A 15,633-nucleotide genomic window follows, 5' to 3' on the forward strand; every position below is an offset into this window, starting at 1 on the left:
GCTTCCGAGGGCCCTGAGGCGTCCGGTCCCTACGGATCTCGAAGTCCATCGCATCCCCTGAACTGGGATGTTGCAACGACTCCTAGAACCCAAGGGTGGCCCACCGCCCCTTCAGGGGTGCCGTACGCGGGTGCTACTTGATGACGGTGATCCGGTCCGCCGCCGGCGGGGCGATCGGAGCGGCAGCCGAGGAGTTGTTCGTCAGGTAGGCGTTGAAGCAGTCCAGGTCGGACGCGCCCACCAGCTTGTTCTTGTGCTCCTTCAGGACGGTGAAGCCGTCACCGCCGCCCGCGAGGAACTCGTTCATCGCGACCCGGTAGGTCCTGGCGGGGTCGATCGCCTCGCCGTTCAGCCTCACCGAGTCCACGACCAAGCGGTCCGCGCCCGTCCGCGTCATGTCGAGCGTGTACGTGAAGCCCTTCGACACCTGCAGGATCTTCGGGTTCGCACCGTTGACCGGGCCGCTGACCTGCTGCTGGAGCGCGGTGATCAGCTGCGCGCCGGTCAGGTCCACGACGTTCATCATGTTGTTGAACGGCTGGACGGTGAAGGACTCGCCGTACGTCACGACCCCGTCGCCCTCGCTGCCCGAGGCCTTGTAGGCGAGGTCCGAGCGGATGCCGCCCGGGTTCATGAGGGCCAGCTGCGCGCCGCCCTTGTCAGCCGGGGCCAGGGCCGCGAGCTGCGCGTCGGCGATCAGGTCGCCGAGCGGCTTCTCGAACTCCGCCGAGCCGCGGCCCGGGATGTCCGCCGAGATGAAGCCCTGCGGGCGGTTGGCGATCGGGGCGGCCAGGGTGTTCCACCGCTGGATCAGGTCGGTCATGTCCGCGGCCTTGGGCTGTTCGCGGTTCACGACGTGGTTGACCGGCTTGGGCGAGCTGACCGGGGTACGGACGATGTCCTTGGTCTGCCGGTCGTAGGTGAGGGTGGTGTCCGTGTACAGACGCCCGATCGAGGCCGCCGAGGTCACCGAGCGCGGGTTGCCCGCCGGGTCGGGGATGTTGCAGGCGTAGGCCTGGTGCGTGTGGCCGGTCACCAGCGCGTCGACCTTCGCGTCGACGTTCTTGGCGATGTCGACGATGGCCCCGGAGATGCCGGCGCCCGCGCCCGGGACGTCGCAGTCGTAGTTGTAGGCCCCGCTCGCCGGCAGACCGCCCTCGTGGATCAGCGCCACGATGGACTTGACGCCCTTCTTGTTCAGCTCGGCGGCGTACTTGTTGATCGTCTCGACCTCGTCGCCGAACTTCAGGCCCTTGACGCCCTCGGCGGTCACGACGTCCGGAGTGCCCTCCAGGGTGACGCCGATGAAGCCGATCTTCACGTCGCCCTTCTTCCACACGAAGGTGGGCGACATCATCGGACGCTGGGTCTTCTCGTCCGTCACGTTCGCGGCGAGGTACTGGAATTCGGAACCGGTGAATTCCTTGCCGTACTCGTAGCAGCCCTCGACCGGGTGGCAGCCGCCGTACTGCATCCGGCGCAGCTCGGCGCGACCCTCGTCGAACTCGTGGTTGCCGACGCTCGTGACGTCGAGGCCGAGCTTGTTCAGCGCCTCGATGGTCGGCTCGTCGTGGAAGAGCCCGGACAGCATCGGGCTGCCGCCGATCATGTCACCGGCCGCGGCGGTGACGGAGTACTCGTGGCCCTTGCGGGCCTCGCGCAGGCTGGTCGCCAGGTACTCGACCCCGCCCGCCGGTATGGATTTGGTGGTGCCGTCGGCCTGACGCTCGGTCACCTGGCCGGACGAGCCCTGCGGGGGCTCCAGCGTGCCGTGGAAGTCGTTGAGCGACAGCATCTGGACGTCGACGGTCCGGCTCTTGGCGGCGCCGGAACCCTGCACGGCCCCGGCCGGCAGCGCGGCGGCGACCATGGCGCCGGCTCCTGCCGTGACGACGAGGGCGGTGAAGGCCAACCGGCGGGAGCGGCGGTGCCGTTGCGGCGTCGCTGACATGGAGTCCCCTTCGTGGACAGCGAGACAAGTTGGGAGGTGGCTCGCAGCCTATGGTCAACGCGCGTAGCGCGACAGGGGGTAACGGATATCGAGGTGGTTACGCGCAGAAGGCGGATCGACGCCGGGGCCGCGCTCCCGCGCGCCCGTCGCGGTCGTAGTCTCGTGTCATGACTGACGCAGCAGCGGCCCTGGAGCCGGGACGGCAGATTCAGACCCTCGACGCACTGACGGAGGAACAGGCCGACGCCGTACTCGCCCTGATCGAGGACGCGGCCCGCACGGACGGCACCACCTCCGTGTCCGAACAGGGACGCCTCCAGCTGCGCGGCGGCCCCCGCGAGGGGGTCCGGCACTTCCTGCTCACCGAAGCCGGGCGCCTGGCCGGTTACGGGCAACTGGAGGACACCGACCCGGTGGAGGCCCCGGCCGCCGAGCTCGTCGTGGACCCGTCGCTGCGCGGACGCGGGCACGGCCGGGCGCTGGGCATGGCCCTGCTGGCCGCCTCCGGCAAGCGGATCCGGGTCTGGGCGCACGGCGGCAAATCGGCCGCGCGGCACCTCGCGCAGGTGCTCGGCCTGACCCTCTTCCGCGAACTGCGCCAGCTGCGCCGCCCGCTCGGCGCGGACGCTCCCCCGCTGCCGGAGCCGGTCCTCCCCGCCGGAGTCACCGTCCGCACCTTCGTACCCGGCGCCGACGACGCGGCCTGGCTCGCGGCGAACGCGGCCGCCTTCGCCCACCACCCCGAGCAGGGCTCGCTGACGCAGCGGGACCTCGACGACCGGATCGCGCAGCCGTGGTTCGACGCCAAGGGCTTCTTCCTCGCCGAGCGCGAGGGCGAGCTCGTCGGCTTCCACTGGACGAAGGTCCACGCGGCGGAGCGCCTGGGCGAGGTGTACGTGGTCGGCGTCCTCCCGGGCGCCCAGGGCGGCGGCCTCGGCAAGGCCCTCACCGCGATCGGCCTGCGCCACCTGGCGGCCCAGGGCCTGCCCACCGCCATGCTCTACGTGGACGCCGACAACCCGGCGGCCCTGGCGGTCTACGAGGGCATGGGCTTCCGCACCCACGAGGTGGACCTCATGTACCGCACAGAAAGCTGACCCCCACCACCGGCGCCTAAGACGCGAGCCCCCAGAACCAGCCCCCGCCGGCGTTGCGGCGCCGGGCCCGGGGCAGAGCCCCCCAGATCCAGCCCCGCCGGCGTTTGCGGCGCCGGGCCCCGAGAACCAGCCCCGCCGGCGTTTGAGGCGCGGGGCCCGGGGCAGAGCCCCGCAACGGCGCCGCACCCGCCCACCCCACGCCCCGCCCGGCCCGCCCCACCCCGCCAGAGCCAGGGCCAGGGCCAGGGCCGCGCCCACCCCACCGAGCCCGCCGCAGGCGACACGGTCGACACGACCTGGAAGCCATGCGCCATTCACCGGCCATTAAGACGCGCTTGCGACTCTCCCCGCATGTACCCCCGCCTCCGACTGACGGCCGACACTTCCGACGCGCCTGTCCTGCCGCGTGCGCGGAAGAATGGACTCATGAGCCACCAGCCCAGCGCAGGCCCCGCCGAGGTCCCCGCCCAGCAGCCGTCTCACATCTCCGCCGCGGTGTCGGGAGCGCACGCCCGCATCGGTTCCATCTCCGCGCACCGCCCCCACGTAGACCTCGAACCCGACATCGACGCCGACCTGGACGCCTACGACGACAAGGACGGCGGCGAGCTCCCCGCCGGGCGCTTCCTCGACCGGGAGCGCAGCTGGCTGGCCTTCAACGAGCGGGTACTGGAACTCGCGGAGGACCCGGCGACCCCGCTCCTGGAGCGCGCGAACTTCTTGGCGATCTTCGCGAGCAACCTCGACGAGTTCTTCATGGTCCGCGTCGCCGGGCTCAAGCGCCGCATCGCGACGGGCGTCGCCACCCGGTCCGCCTCGGGCCTGCAGCCCCGCGAGGTGCTGGACCTCATCTGGACGCGTTCGCGTGAGCTCATGGCCCGGCACGCCGCCTGCTTCCAGCAGGACATCTGCCCCGCGCTGGCGGAGGAGGGCGTCCACCTCATCCGCTGGCCCGACCTCACGGAGAAGGAGCAGGCCCGCCTCTTCACGCTGTTCCGCAACCAGATCTTCCCGGTGCTCACCCCGCTGGCCGTGGACCCCGCGCACCCCTTCCCGTACATCTCGGGCCTCTCCCTGAACCTGGCCGTGGTCGTACGCAACCCGGTCACCGGCCACCGCCACTTCGCCCGGGTCAAGGTCCCGCCGCTCCTCTCCCGCTTCCTGGAGGCCTCCCCGCAGCGCTACGTCCCGCTGGAGGACGTCATCTCCGCGCACCTGGAGGAGCTGTTCCCCGGCATGGAGGTGCTCGCGCACCACATGTTCCGCGTGACCCGCAACGAGGACCTGGAGGTGGAGGAGGACGACGCCGAGAACCTGCTCCAGGCCCTGGAGAAGGAGCTCATGCGGCGCCGCTTCGGCCCGCCCGTCCGCCTGGAGGTCGAGGAGTCCATCGACCCCGGCGTACTGGACCTCCTCGTGCAGGAGCTGAAGGTCGACGCCTCGGAGGTGTACCCGCTGCCCGGCCCGCTGGACCTGACCGCCCTCTTCGGGATCTCCTCCCTGGACCGGCCGGAGCTGAAGTACCCGAAGTTCATCGCCGGCACCCACCGGGACCTCGCCGAGGTCGAGTCCGCCTCGGCGCCCGACATCTTCGCCGCCCTGCGCGAGCGGGACGTCCTGCTGCACCACCCGTACGACTCCTTCTCCACCTCGGTGCAGGCCTTCCTGGAGCAGGCCGCCGCCGACCCGGACGTCCTGGCGATCAAGCAGACGCTCTACCGCACCTCGGGCGACTCCCCGATCGTCGACGCCCTGATCGACGCCGCCGAATCGGGCAAGCAGGTCCTCGTACTGGTCGAGATCAAGGCCCGCTTCGACGAGCAGGCCAACATCAAGTGGGCGCGCAAGCTGGAGGAGTCCGGCTGCCACGTCGTGTACGGCCTCGTCGGGCTCAAGACCCACTGCAAGCTGTCCCTCGTCGTCCGCCAGGAGGGCGACCAGCTGCGCCGCTACTCGCACGTCGGCACCGGCAACTACCACCCCAAGACCGCCCGGCTGTACGAGGACCTCGGCCTGCTCACCGCCGACCCGCAGGTCGGAGCCGACCTCTCCGACCTCTTCAACCGGCTCTCCGGCTACTCCCGCCGCGAGACCTACCGCCGGCTGCTGGTGGCGCCGCGCTCGCTGCGGGACGGACTGATAGCGCGCATCGACAAGGAGGCCGCCCACCACCGGGCCGGCCGGCCCGCGTACGTGCGCCTGAAGATGAACTCGATCGTCGACGAGGCCCTCATCGACTCCCTCTACCGGGCCGCGCAGGCGGGCGTCCCCGTCGACATCTGGGTCCGCGGCATCTGCGCGGTACGCCCCGGAGTCACCGGACTCTCGGAGAACATCCGGGTCCGCTCGATCCTCGGCCGCTTCCTCGAACACTCCCGGGTCTTCGCCTTCGGCAACGGCGGCGAGCCCGAGGTGTGGATCGGCAGCGCCGACATGATGCACCGCAACCTCGATCGCCGTATCGAGGCACTGGTCCGGGTCACCGACCCGGCTCACCGCGCGGCACTGGACCGGATGCTGGAAACCGGGATGTCCGACCTCACGGCCTCCTGGCACCTGGGTCCGGACGGCGAATGGACCCGGCACAGCACGGATCACGAGGGCCAGCCGCTGCGGCACGTTCAGGAGATGCTCATAGACGCCCGGAGGCGCCGGCGTGGCACAGCCAAAACATGACCTCGTAGCGGGCGCGGGTGACGTGCTCGGCGCGTACCTGCGCTCCCAGGCCACCGCTTTCCTGCGCGCGATGCGCCTGTACGCCGAGCAGGCGGCGAGCACGGCACACGCCGCGCAGGCGGCGGGCGGGCCCGGGTCCGCCGAAGGGAGCGCTTCGGCGGCGCGCGGCCTGCGGGGGGCCGCGCGCCGCATCAGCGGCTCCTTGGCCACCTTCCGGGTGGTGACCGAGTCCTCCTGGGCCGACGGGCTGCGCACCGAGCTGGTGTGGCTGTCGTCGACCCTCGCCGACGAGCACGCCTACGCCGCCCGGCTCGCCCGGCTCATGGAGGCGCTGCACCGGCTGTCGGGGACCCCGGAGATACCGGCGCCGCGGGGCTCGGCCGGCGCGCTCACGGTGGGCTCGGCGCGGGCCGGGGCGCTGCTGGAGCGGCAGCTGACCCTGGCCCGTACCCGCGCCCATTCGGCCACGCTCCAGGCGCTCGGTTCCGCCCGCTTCCACGCGGTGGCGGACGCGGTGGCCTTACTGGCCTCCGAGGTCCCGCTGGACCCGGTCGCGGCCCGCGGACGGGTGGCGGACGTGCTGGTCCCGCTGGCGGAGTCGGCGCAGGCCCGGCTCGCGGCGGCCGTGTCGTCGCTGCCGCCGGCCGAGGACGCCCATCCGTACAACGCGGACCACGACGCCTCCTGGCACGAGGTACGCCGACTCCTGCGGGTCCACCGGTACGCGCGGGAGGCGCTGGGCGAGGACGTGGCCCGGCTGGAGGAGGCGGGCCGGGCCCTGGACCGCCACCGCGACGCGTCGGAGGCGGCGGCCGCCTCGGCGACGGCCGCCCGCACGCCGCGCATCGCCCCGGCGACCGCGTACGCCCTGGGCGTGCTCCACGCCGACCAGCGCCACGAGGTCGAGGCCGCCCGTCTCGCCTTCCACCAGCTGTGGCTGCCGGAGCTGGCGGCCACACCACGGTAACGGCGGGATAACGCCCGCTTACAGCCGTGCACAAACCGGCGCAACCGCACCGGGCCGTCCGCCACGGTTCACCGTCCGTTCACCCGGCCCGGTCGGCCGCTTCACTTGTCCGGCCTAATTTCGACTGTGCACGGTACGAGTCGCCCGCAGGTCGAGCCGCTCCCCCGCGCCACCCACGTAGTCCTCTTCGCACGCCGCCCCGATACAGAAAGCGGCCGGCGGCTTCTGGAAGGAACACCCGAAAGTGAAGCTTCAGCGCAAGAACCGGCTTCGTGCCTCCGCCCTCGGGGCCCTCGTCGTGTCCGGTGCCCTGGTTCTCTCGGCGTGCGGCTCGGACGACAACACCAAGACGGCCGGTGACGGCACGGCGAAGCCGCCCGTGGCCGCGGGCGACGTCAAGTGCGACGACGCAAAGGGCCAACTGCTGGCCGCCGGCTCGACGGCGCAGAAGAACGCCATGGACCTGTGGGTCAAGGGCTTCCAGGCCGCCTGCCCGGGCGTGGAGATCAACTACCAGGCCATCGGCTCCGGCGGTGGCATCACCAAGTTCAACCAGGGCCAGGTGGCCTTCGCCGGCTCCGACTCCGCGCTCAAGGAGAACGAGGTCGCCGACTCGCAGAAGATCTGCACCGGCGGCCAGGGCATCAACCTGCCCCTGGTCGGCGGCCCGGTCGCCATCGGCTACAACCTGAGCGGTGTCGACAACCTCGTCCTCGACGCGCCCACCCTGGCCAAGATCTTCGACTCGAAGATCACCAAGTGGGACGACGAGGCCATCAAGAAGCTGAACCCGGGCGCCACCCTGCCCGCCACCGCCATCCAGGCCTTCCACCGCTCGGACGAGTCCGGCACCACCCAGAACCTGGGCAAGTACCTGAGCGAGGCCGCCCCGGCCGACTGGAAGCACGACCCGAAGGCGAAGTCCTGGCCCGCCGCGGGCGGCCAGGCCGCCAACGGCTCCTCCTCCGTCGCCTCCAACGTCAAGAGCACCGAAGGCGCCATCGGGTACTTCGAGCTCTCGTACGCGAAGTCCGGGAACATCAAGACCGTCAGCCTGAACACGGGCGCCGCCGCCCCGGTCGCGGCCACCAGCGAGAACGCCTCCAGGGCGATCGCGGCCGCCAAGATCAAGGGCACCGGCAACGACCTGGCCCTGAGCCTGGACTACGCCACCAAGGCCGAGGGCGCCTACCCGCTGGTCCTCGTGACGTACGAGGTCGTCTGCGACAAGGGCAACAAGGCCGAGACCCTGCCCACCCTGAAGGCCTTCCTGAACTACGCGATCAGCGACGCGGGCCAGAAGGTCCTCACCGACGCGCACTACGCGCCGGTCCCGGCCGAGATCGCGGCCAAGGTCCGCGCGATCGTCCCCACCCTCTCCTGACCCGACGCGGCCGGCCCCGTACCTCGCGGGCCGGCCGCACCATCCGGTGCACCGCCGCCTGGAGCGCTCGCTCCGCAGACCGGAGAGACCATGGACACAGCTACGCAACCCGCACAGCCGACACTGCCACCGTCGACACCCCGCGCCTCCCGCGCGCGACGCGGCACGGGCCGTGCCGGAGACCGGATCTTCCTGGGCCTGTCCCGGGGATCCGGCATCACCCTCCTGGTGATCATGGCCGCCATCGCGGCCTTCCTCACCTACCGGACGGTGCTCGCCCTCTCCGAGAACGAGGGGAACTTCCTCACCACATCCGAGTGGAACCCGGCCGCGAACCCGCCCGTGTTCGGCATCGCCGTGCTCGCCTTCGGCACGGTCGTCAGCTCGGTCATCGCGATGGTCATCGCCGTTCCGATCGCGATCGGCATCGCGCTGTTCATCTCGCACTACGCCCCGCGGAAGCTGGCCGGGCCGCTCGGCTACCTCGTCGACCTGCTGGCCGCCGTACCGAGCATCATCTACGGCCTCTGGGGCGCGGTCTTCCTGGTCCCGTACCTGGGCGGCCTGAACAAGTGGCTGGACCAGTTCCTCGGCTGGACGTACATCTTCGAGCGGACCTCCGAAGGTGTGGCCCGCAACATCTTCACGGTCGGCATCCTGCTGGCCATCATGATCCTGCCGATCATCACGAACGTCACGCGGGAGGTCTTCCTCCAGGCGCCCAAGGCGCACGAGGAGGCCGCCCTGGCCCTCGGCGCCACGCGCTGGGAAGTGATCCGCATCGCGGTGCTGCCCTTCGGCCGCTCCGGCATCATCAGCGCCTCGATGCTCGGCCTCGGCCGCGCCCTCGGCGAGACGATGGCCGTCGCCGTCGTCCTCTCCCCCAGCTTCGTGATCTCCGGCCACCTGCTGGACCCGGGCGGCGGAACGTTCGCCCAGAACATCGCCGCCAAGTTCAACGAGGCCGACGAATTCGGCCGTGACGCGCTCATCGCATCCGGCCTCGTCCTCTTCCTCATCACCCTGCTGGTCAACGGCGCCGCCCGCCTCATCATCGCGCGCCGCAAGGAGTACTCGGGGGCCAACGCATGAGCCAGCTCGTACAACAGGACCGCCGGCCCGCCCCCGCGCTCCCCCAGACCTCCCTGGCCCACGCCCGACTGCCCCGCTGGGCGCCGGCCGCCATCGCCGTCGCCTCCGCCGCCCTCGCGTCGGGCATCGGCCTGACCGCGGGCTGGCACAGCAAGATCCAGTGGGGCCTGATCGCCGCCCTGCTCTTCGTGACCGCCAACTACGCGATCACCAGCAAGGTCGAAGGCCGCCGCCAGGCGAAGGACCGCGTCGCCACCAGCGTCGTCTGGGTCTGCTTCGCCCTCGCCGTCGTGCCGCTGCTGTCGCTGGGCTGGATCACGGTCGGCAAGGGCATCAAGGTCCTCGACCCGTACTTCCTGACCCACTCGATGGGCGGCCTGCTCGACGTCGAAGCGGGCGGCGGCATCTACCACGCCCTGCTCGGCACCCTGGAGCAGGTCGGCATCGCGACGCTCATCGCCGCGCCGATCGGCATGCTGACCGCGATCTACCTCGTGGAGTACGGCCGGGGCAAGCTCGCCAAGGCGGTCACCTTCTTCGTCGACGTCATGACGGGCATCCCGTCGATCGTCGCGGGCCTGTTCGTCCTCGCCACGTGGAACCTGATCCTGGGCTTCGGGCCCTCCGGATTCGCGGGCGCCATGGCGCTGGCGATCCTGATGATGCCGGTCGTCGTCCGGTCCACCGAGGAGATGCTCAAGCTCGTCCCGAACGAGCTCCGCGAGGCCTCCCTCGCCCTCGGAGTCCCGAAGTGGCGCACCATCCTGAAGGTGGTCATCCCCACGGCCATCGGCGGTATCACCACCGGCGTGATGCTCGCCGTCGCCCGCATCACGGGTGAGACGGCCCCGGTGCTGCTGCTCGTCTTCGGCACGAAGCTGATCAACCCGAACCCCTTCGAAGGCGCCCAGTCGTCGCTGCCGCTCTACGTGTACGAGCAGTACGTCGTGGGCACCGACGCCTCGATGGACCGGGCATGGGCCGCAGCGCTCGTCCTGATCGCCTTCGTCATGATCCTCAACCTGGTGGCCCGCGGCATCGCCCGCTGGAAGGCCCCGAAGACCGGTCGCTGACGCGACTCGTACGAAAGCGAAGTGACCCCCTCATGGCCAAGCGAATCGACGTCAGCGGCCTCTCCGCCTTCTACGGCACCCACAAGGCGATCGACGACATCTCGATGACCGTGGAACCCCGTTCCGTGACCGCCTTCATCGGCCCCTCCGGCTGCGGCAAGTCCACCTTCCTGCGCACCCTCAACCGCATGCACGAGGTCACCCCCGGCGGCCGCGTCGAGGGCAAGGTCCTGCTGGACGACGAGAACCTGTACGCCCCCGGCGTGGACCCCGTCGCGGTCCGCCGCACCGTCGGCATGGTCTTCCAGCGCCCGAACCCCTTCCCCACCATGTCGATCTTCGACAACGTGGCGGCCGGACTGCGCCTGAACGGCAACTTCAAGAAGTCCGAGCTCGGCGACATCGTCGAGAAGTCGCTCAAGGGCGCCAACCTCTGGAACGAGGTCAAGGACCGCCTCAACAAGCCGGGATCCGGCCTCTCCGGCGGCCAGCAGCAGCGCCTGTGCATCGCCCGCGCCATCGCGGTCGAGCCGCAGGTCCTGCTCATGGACGAGCCCTGCTCCGCCCTCGACCCGATCTCCACCCTCGCGATCGAGGACCTGATCGGCGAGCTCAAGGAGCGCTTCACGATCGTCATCGTGACGCACAACATGCAGCAGGCGGCCCGCGTCTCGGACCGCACCGCCTTCTTCAACCTCTCGGCGGTCGGCCAGCCCGGCAAGCTGATCGAGCTCGACGACACGGACCGGATCTTCTCCAACCCCTCCGTGCAGGCGACCGAGGACTACATCTCGGGCCGCTTCGGCTAGGTCCTGTCATGGCGGTCTTCGTGGATCAGGCCGCGTTGCCTGGTGCGGTGCATCGCAAGGCGGAGGGGCGCAGCTCGTACGTGGCCGTACTCGCGCGCTCCGACAACACAGGGAGGCGCCGTGCCAGGCAGCACGGGCCCGCGGAGATCGCCCGGACAGGGCCTGGGCCGCTCCGGCGAACACCGGCGGCTTCACAGAACGTCCTGCGGTGCTGCATGGCGGTGCCACCGCAAGGCGGAAGAAAGAAAGGGCCGGCTCCCCCTGGGTGGGGGGAGCCGGCCCGCTTGCGTTCGCCCGCCGGCGGCCGCCGGTGAGGCGAAGGCCAGGTCAGACGAAGGCCAGGTCGACGATCCAGAAGCTGACCGCGGCGACCAGGGCCGCGGCCGGCATGGTGATGAACCAGCCCAGGATGATGTTCTTGGCGACGCCCCAGCGGACCGCGTTCACCCGCTTCGTCGCTCCCACACCCATGATCGCCGAGGTGATCACGTGGGTGGTGGAGATCGGCGCGTGGAAGAGGAACGCCGAGCCGAACATGATCGAGGCACCGGTGGTCTCCGCCGCGAAGCCCTGCGGCGGGTCCAGCTCGATGATCTTGCGGCCCAGCGTGCGCATGATGCGCCAGCCGCCCGCGTACGTACCCAGCGACAGCATCACGGCGCACGCGATCTTGACCCACATCGGGATCGCCGCGTCGGCCGACTGCACGTCCGCGATGACCAGCGCCATCACGACGATGCCCATCGTCTTCTGCGCGTCCTGGAGGCCGTGGCCGAGCGCCATGCCCGCCGCGGACACCGTCTGCGCGATACGGAAACCGCGCTTCGCCTTGTGCGGGTTGGCCCGGCGGAACATCCACAGGATGACCACCATCACCAGGTAGCCGGCCACCAGACCGACGACCGGCGAGATGAACATCGGGATGACGACCTTCTCGACCACCCCGTCCCAGAGCACCCCGATGCCGCCCGCGAGCGCCGCGCCCACCATGCCGCCGAACAGCGCGTGCGAGGAGGACGAGGGCAGGCCGAAGTACCAGGTGATCAGATTCCATACGATCGCGCCCACCAGCGCGGCGAACAGGATCCACATGCCCCTGTTGCCGTGCGGCGTCTCGATCAGGCCCTTGCTGACCGTCTTGGCGACCCCGCTGCCCAGGAAGGCGCCGGCGAGGTTCATCACCGCGGCCATCGCGAGCGCGGCACGCGGCGTCAGCGCACGGGTCGAGACGGAGGTCGCGATCGCGTTCGCGGAGTCGTGAAAACCATTCGTATACGTGAAGCCGAGCGCGACACCGATGGTCACGACCAGAGCGAAGGTGTCCACGAGGTTCAGGACTCCTTGACCGCGATGGTCTCCACCGTGTTCGCGACGTGCTCGAACGCGTCGGCCGCCTCTTCGAGCACGTCGACGATCTGCTTGAGCTTCAGCACCTCGATGGCGTCGTACTTGCCGTTGAAGAGCTGGGCCAGCAGCTTGCGGTGGATCTGGTCGGCCTGGTTCTCAAGGCGGTTGACCTCGATCCAGTACTCGGTGAGGTTCTCCATCGTCCGCAGGTGCGGCATGGCCTCGGCCGTCAGCTCGGCGGCCCGTGCCAGCACCTCGATCTGCTGCTCGACACCCTTGGGGAGCTCCTCCACGTTGTAGAGGACGACCAGGTCGACCGCCTCCTCCATGAAGTCCATGATGTCGTCGAGGCAGGAGGCGAGGTTGTAGATGTCCTCGCGGTCGAACGGCGTGATGAAGGAGGAGTTCAGCTGGTGGAAGATCGCGTGGGTCGCGTCGTCCCCCGCGTGCTCCGCCGCCCGCATCCGCTCCGCGATCTCGGCCCGGGCGGAGGTCTCCGCTCCGAGCAGTTCCATCAGGAGCTTCGAGCCCGTGACGATGTTGTCCGCGGATGCGGCGAACATGTCGTAGAAGCTCGTCTCCCTGGGGGTCAGACGAAATCGCACGTGAGGTCCTCGGGGTGCATTGGATTCGGTCAGGCTGATGCTAGGCGCATCCCCCGGCCACGGCTAACCGGCGCTTCCCCAGTGTCCTCCATCGGGCAGAGTGAGGACCACGGGCCCCCTGTCCCTTCGGCCGGGGGCCGGTATCCTATACCCAAGAGGGGTATGTACCCAGGTATGCGCCCCCTCGTTCCGGACCACGGGAGGACGCATGACGACCATCGAGGCGGAGGGCCCCGGAGCCGGTGCGGGGACGGCCCCGGTCCACGGCTACCACCACCAGAAGGACGAGCACCTCAAGCGGCTGCGCCGGATCGAGGGCCAGATCCGCGGACTCCAGCGGCTCGTGGACGAGGACGTGTACTGCATCGACATACTCACGCAGGTCTCGGCGAGCACGAAGGCGCTCCAGTCCTTCGCGCTCCAGCTGCTGGAGGAGCACCTGCGCCACTGCGTGGCCGACGCGGCCGTCAAGGGCGGAGCGGAGATCGACGCGAAGGTCGAGGAGGCCACGAAGGCCATCGCCCGCCTCCTGCGCACCTGAGCCGCTGCCCGCGGGCCGCCTCGGTGCGGCGGCCCGGCCGCGGCTCAGGAGCCGAGGCCCAGCAGGACCTCGTCGATCCGGTCCAGGCTCATCCGCTCCTCATCGGCCGCGGACGCGGCGATGATCAGCTCACCGCACAGCTCGATCTCGGCGAGCGCCACGTGGTCCTGCACCGTCGTACCGCCTGCGGGAGTCACGCGTGTCACCTCAATCTGCCGTCATGGCACTCGGTCAGGTCAGCGGTCGCCGCCGGCGCCCCGCTGCTCAGCGTAGGGAGCCCCCACCGCACCGCGCATGACACGGATGGACCATTTCCGGCTACCCGGCCAGGGCCCGGTCACCGCTATTCGGCGATCTTCCCGGCATAAATGTCCCCACTCGGGGGCAATACGACCGTCACCGGCGACCCGAACCCGTACAGCAGCGTTGTCGAAGAGACATCGATCACGCCATTGTTGACGTACGTGAACCGGTGGCGGACCTTCCGCAGTCGCCCCTCCTCGTCCAGGTACGCGTCGAACGGCACGGTGTCCGTGCTGAACCCTTTCGCCGCCGCCTCCAGCGCCCCCTTGCCCTCGGGTGAGGCGCTCCGCGCGGCCCGTCCGATGTCCGTGGTCCCCCGGTAGTGCCGCACCTTGGTGCCCGCCACCTCGGTCTCCCCGACGTACGTCACCTCCTGCGCACCCCGCAGCAGCTCGGCCGCTGCCAGCGGGTCGGTGGCGCCGCCCGTCACCAGGTTTCCGTCGGCGAGCGCCGTCGTGTCGATCCGCACCCACTTGTCGGCGGGGACGCCCGCGCCCCGGTTCTTCATGTAGAGCGCGCCGGGGGCGAGCAGTTCGGTGATCGGCCGGTGACCCGCCTTGCCGGTCACGTCGGCGGGGAGCATCACCAGGAGCTGGCCCATCCGGTTCTTGAAGTCGACCCCGCCCTCGCCGCGGATCGTGACCCTGGTCCCGCCCGCGGCCATCTCCATGGCCGTACGGGCCTGGGCGCTGCCCGTCCTGACCAGTGCGTCGGCGGCCCCGCGGACCGCGGCCGCCGCGTCCGCCGGAGGCCGGTCGTCGCTGGCGCCGGCGCGCGCGCACCCGCTCACCACCGCCAGCGTCAAGGTGACGCCGAGGGCGAGCACCGCCTCGCCCGCACGCCCGCGCCGCCGCCTGAGCTGGTGCACCACCATCGCCTGCCAACCCCCAACGCATAACCGCTGCTTGCCCGAGGCCCCCACCCGCTCGGTTAACGAGATCCAAGGTCTCCCGTCACGGCCCCCGGCCCGGACCCGGCTTCCCGCGCTTTCCGGGACACCCCGGGCACCCCCGCCGCAGCACGCCGCGCGCACCGGCACGCGGTCCCGGACAGCCCGGTCCGCCCCGCCCTGCCTGCTCCGGAGCACCCCGCCGCAGCGCGCCCTGCGCACGCGGTTCGGCACGGCCCGGCCCGCGGATCCAGCCAGTCCTGCCGACCCGTGGGCGCTCTGCGGCGGCCGGACCCGTGAGCCCGCACGCGGTTCGGACGGCCGGGCCCAGACCCGCACGCGGTTCCGGCCGGCCCGATCCCCAGTTCCATCGGGCCGCTGCCGCCCCCCTGCGCCCGCCCGCCGCACCGTGTCCCGCGAGCCCGCACGCGGTTCCGGACAGCCCGGCCCGCGAGCCCGCGCGCGGTTCCGGACAGCCCGGCCGGGCGCTGCCCGGCCCCGGGTACCGTGGAGGCGTGGAACCGCACACCGAAGCGACCCTGGTCCCTCCACTTGACTCTCTGCCGCTCCCGCGGCTCTCGTCGGGACCCGTCGAACCGCCGCAGCCACCCACCACGCACACCACCTCCACCGCCGAGCGCGGCTCGTTCTGCCTGGCCGCCTGCACCTGCGGCTGGACCGGACCGGCGCGCCGCTCCCGCGATCTCGCCCGCCGGGACGCCGACCGGCACTCCGCCTCGTAGCCCCGGGACCGGCGTCGGGCGCGGACCTGGGCAGGCCGAAGCCGCGGTCGCGACCCCGGGCGGGCGGCGGGCGGAGGCGGATCCGGGCCCCCTTCGGTCACGGCGCGTCGCCCGTTCGGACGGCCCGGCTGGCCGACCCGCCGGGCACCGGATGCC

General features: G+C 71.0%; 14 protein-coding genes. 9 read left to right on the forward strand and 5 right to left on the reverse strand.

Going from position 1 to position 15,633, the window contains the following annotated elements; genetic code table 11:
* Window positions 1–133: 133 nt before the first annotated feature.
* On the reverse strand, window positions 134–1,951 hold the full coding sequence (locus ACWDX7_RS27225) for a bifunctional metallophosphatase/5'-nucleotidase (RefSeq protein WP_451493190.1): 1,818 nt from the start codon (window positions 1,949–1,951) through the stop codon (window positions 134–136).
* Between the two features lie 167 nt (window positions 1,952–2,118).
* Here ACWDX7_RS27225 and mshD point away from each other — a divergent pair, with 167 nt between their 5' ends.
* The 7 genes from mshD (at window position 2,119) to pstB (ending at window position 11,049) form a co-directional block, all read left to right on the forward strand.
* Window positions 2,119–3,048 carry a mycothiol synthase gene (mshD, locus tag ACWDX7_RS27230; RefSeq protein WP_451493189.1) on the forward strand — a complete coding sequence of 310 codons (930 nt, stop codon included), beginning with the start codon at window positions 2,119–2,121 and terminating at the stop codon, window positions 3,046–3,048.
* Window positions 3,049–3,474: 426 nt separating this feature from the next.
* Window positions 3,475–5,724 (forward strand): RNA degradosome polyphosphate kinase, encoded by a 2,250-nt coding sequence (locus ACWDX7_RS27235; RefSeq protein ID WP_451493188.1) that lies wholly within the window; start codon window positions 3,475–3,477, stop codon window positions 5,722–5,724.
* A complete protein-coding gene (locus ACWDX7_RS27240; RefSeq protein WP_451493187.1) occupies window positions 5,705–6,691 on the forward strand; it encodes a CHAD domain-containing protein in 987 nt (328 codons plus the stop codon). Before ACWDX7_RS27235 ends, ACWDX7_RS27240 begins: the two co-directional genes overlap by 20 nt.
* A 244-nt stretch (window positions 6,692–6,935) precedes the next feature.
* Window positions 6,936–8,075 carry a phosphate ABC transporter substrate-binding protein PstS gene (pstS, locus tag ACWDX7_RS27245; protein ID WP_451493186.1) on the forward strand — a complete coding sequence of 380 codons (1,140 nt, stop codon included), beginning with the start codon at window positions 6,936–6,938 and terminating at the stop codon, window positions 8,073–8,075.
* A gap of 90 nt (window positions 8,076–8,165) precedes the next feature.
* The gene (gene pstC / locus ACWDX7_RS27250) at window positions 8,166–9,167 is read left to right on the forward strand and encodes a phosphate ABC transporter permease subunit PstC (protein WP_451493185.1); all 1,002 of its coding nucleotides are present in this window, start codon (window positions 8,166–8,168) and stop codon (window positions 9,165–9,167) included.
* On the forward strand, window positions 9,164–10,240 hold the full coding sequence (gene pstA, locus ACWDX7_RS27255) for a phosphate ABC transporter permease PstA (RefSeq protein WP_451493184.1): 1,077 nt from the start codon (window positions 9,164–9,166) through the stop codon (window positions 10,238–10,240). The genes pstC and pstA overlap by 4 nt, the downstream gene beginning before the upstream one ends.
* Before the next feature lie 32 nt (window positions 10,241–10,272).
* Window positions 10,273–11,049 carry a phosphate ABC transporter ATP-binding protein PstB gene (pstB, locus tag ACWDX7_RS27260; RefSeq protein ID WP_451493183.1) on the forward strand — a complete coding sequence of 259 codons (777 nt, stop codon included), beginning with the start codon at window positions 10,273–10,275 and terminating at the stop codon, window positions 11,047–11,049.
* A 327-nt stretch (window positions 11,050–11,376) separates the two neighbouring features.
* Here the strand turns inward: pstB and ACWDX7_RS27265 are convergent, their stop codons facing one another.
* Window positions 11,377–12,375: an anion permease gene (locus ACWDX7_RS27265; RefSeq protein ID WP_451493182.1), complete on the reverse strand. Its 999-nt coding sequence runs from the start codon at window positions 12,373–12,375 to the stop codon at window positions 11,377–11,379.
* 5 nt (window positions 12,376–12,380) lie between these two features.
* Entirely contained in the window at window positions 12,381–13,001 is a 621-nt protein-coding gene (locus tag ACWDX7_RS27270; RefSeq protein ID WP_451493181.1) for a DUF47 domain-containing protein, read from the reverse strand.
* Window positions 13,002–13,209: 208 nt separating this feature from the next.
* On the opposite strand from ACWDX7_RS27270, the gene ACWDX7_RS27275 reads away from it, so the two are divergent.
* Window positions 13,210–13,542, forward strand: coding sequence for a metal-sensitive transcriptional regulator (locus tag ACWDX7_RS27275; protein ID WP_451493180.1), 333 nt, complete (start codon window positions 13,210–13,212; stop codon window positions 13,540–13,542).
* Window positions 13,543–13,586: 44 nt separating this feature from the next.
* Here ACWDX7_RS27275 and ACWDX7_RS27280 read toward each other — a convergent pair whose 3' ends face one another.
* Window positions 13,587–13,739, reverse strand: a complete 153-nt coding sequence (locus tag ACWDX7_RS27280) for a hypothetical protein (RefSeq protein ID WP_355409610.1) — start codon at window positions 13,737–13,739, stop codon at window positions 13,587–13,589.
* A 146-nt stretch (window positions 13,740–13,885) separates the two neighbouring features.
* Complete coding sequence (locus ACWDX7_RS27285) at window positions 13,886–14,719, reverse strand: hypothetical protein (protein WP_451493179.1); 834 nt, start codon at window positions 14,717–14,719, stop codon at window positions 13,886–13,888.
* 530 nt (window positions 14,720–15,249) lie between these two features.
* Between ACWDX7_RS27285 and ACWDX7_RS27290 the strand changes: the two genes are divergently transcribed.
* A complete protein-coding gene (locus tag ACWDX7_RS27290; RefSeq protein ID WP_451493178.1) occupies window positions 15,250–15,477 on the forward strand; it encodes a hypothetical protein in 228 nt (75 codons plus the stop codon).
* The last annotated feature ends 156 nt before the right edge of the window (window positions 15,478–15,633 follow it).

The organism is Streptomyces sp. NPDC003034 (assembly GCF_053591375.1).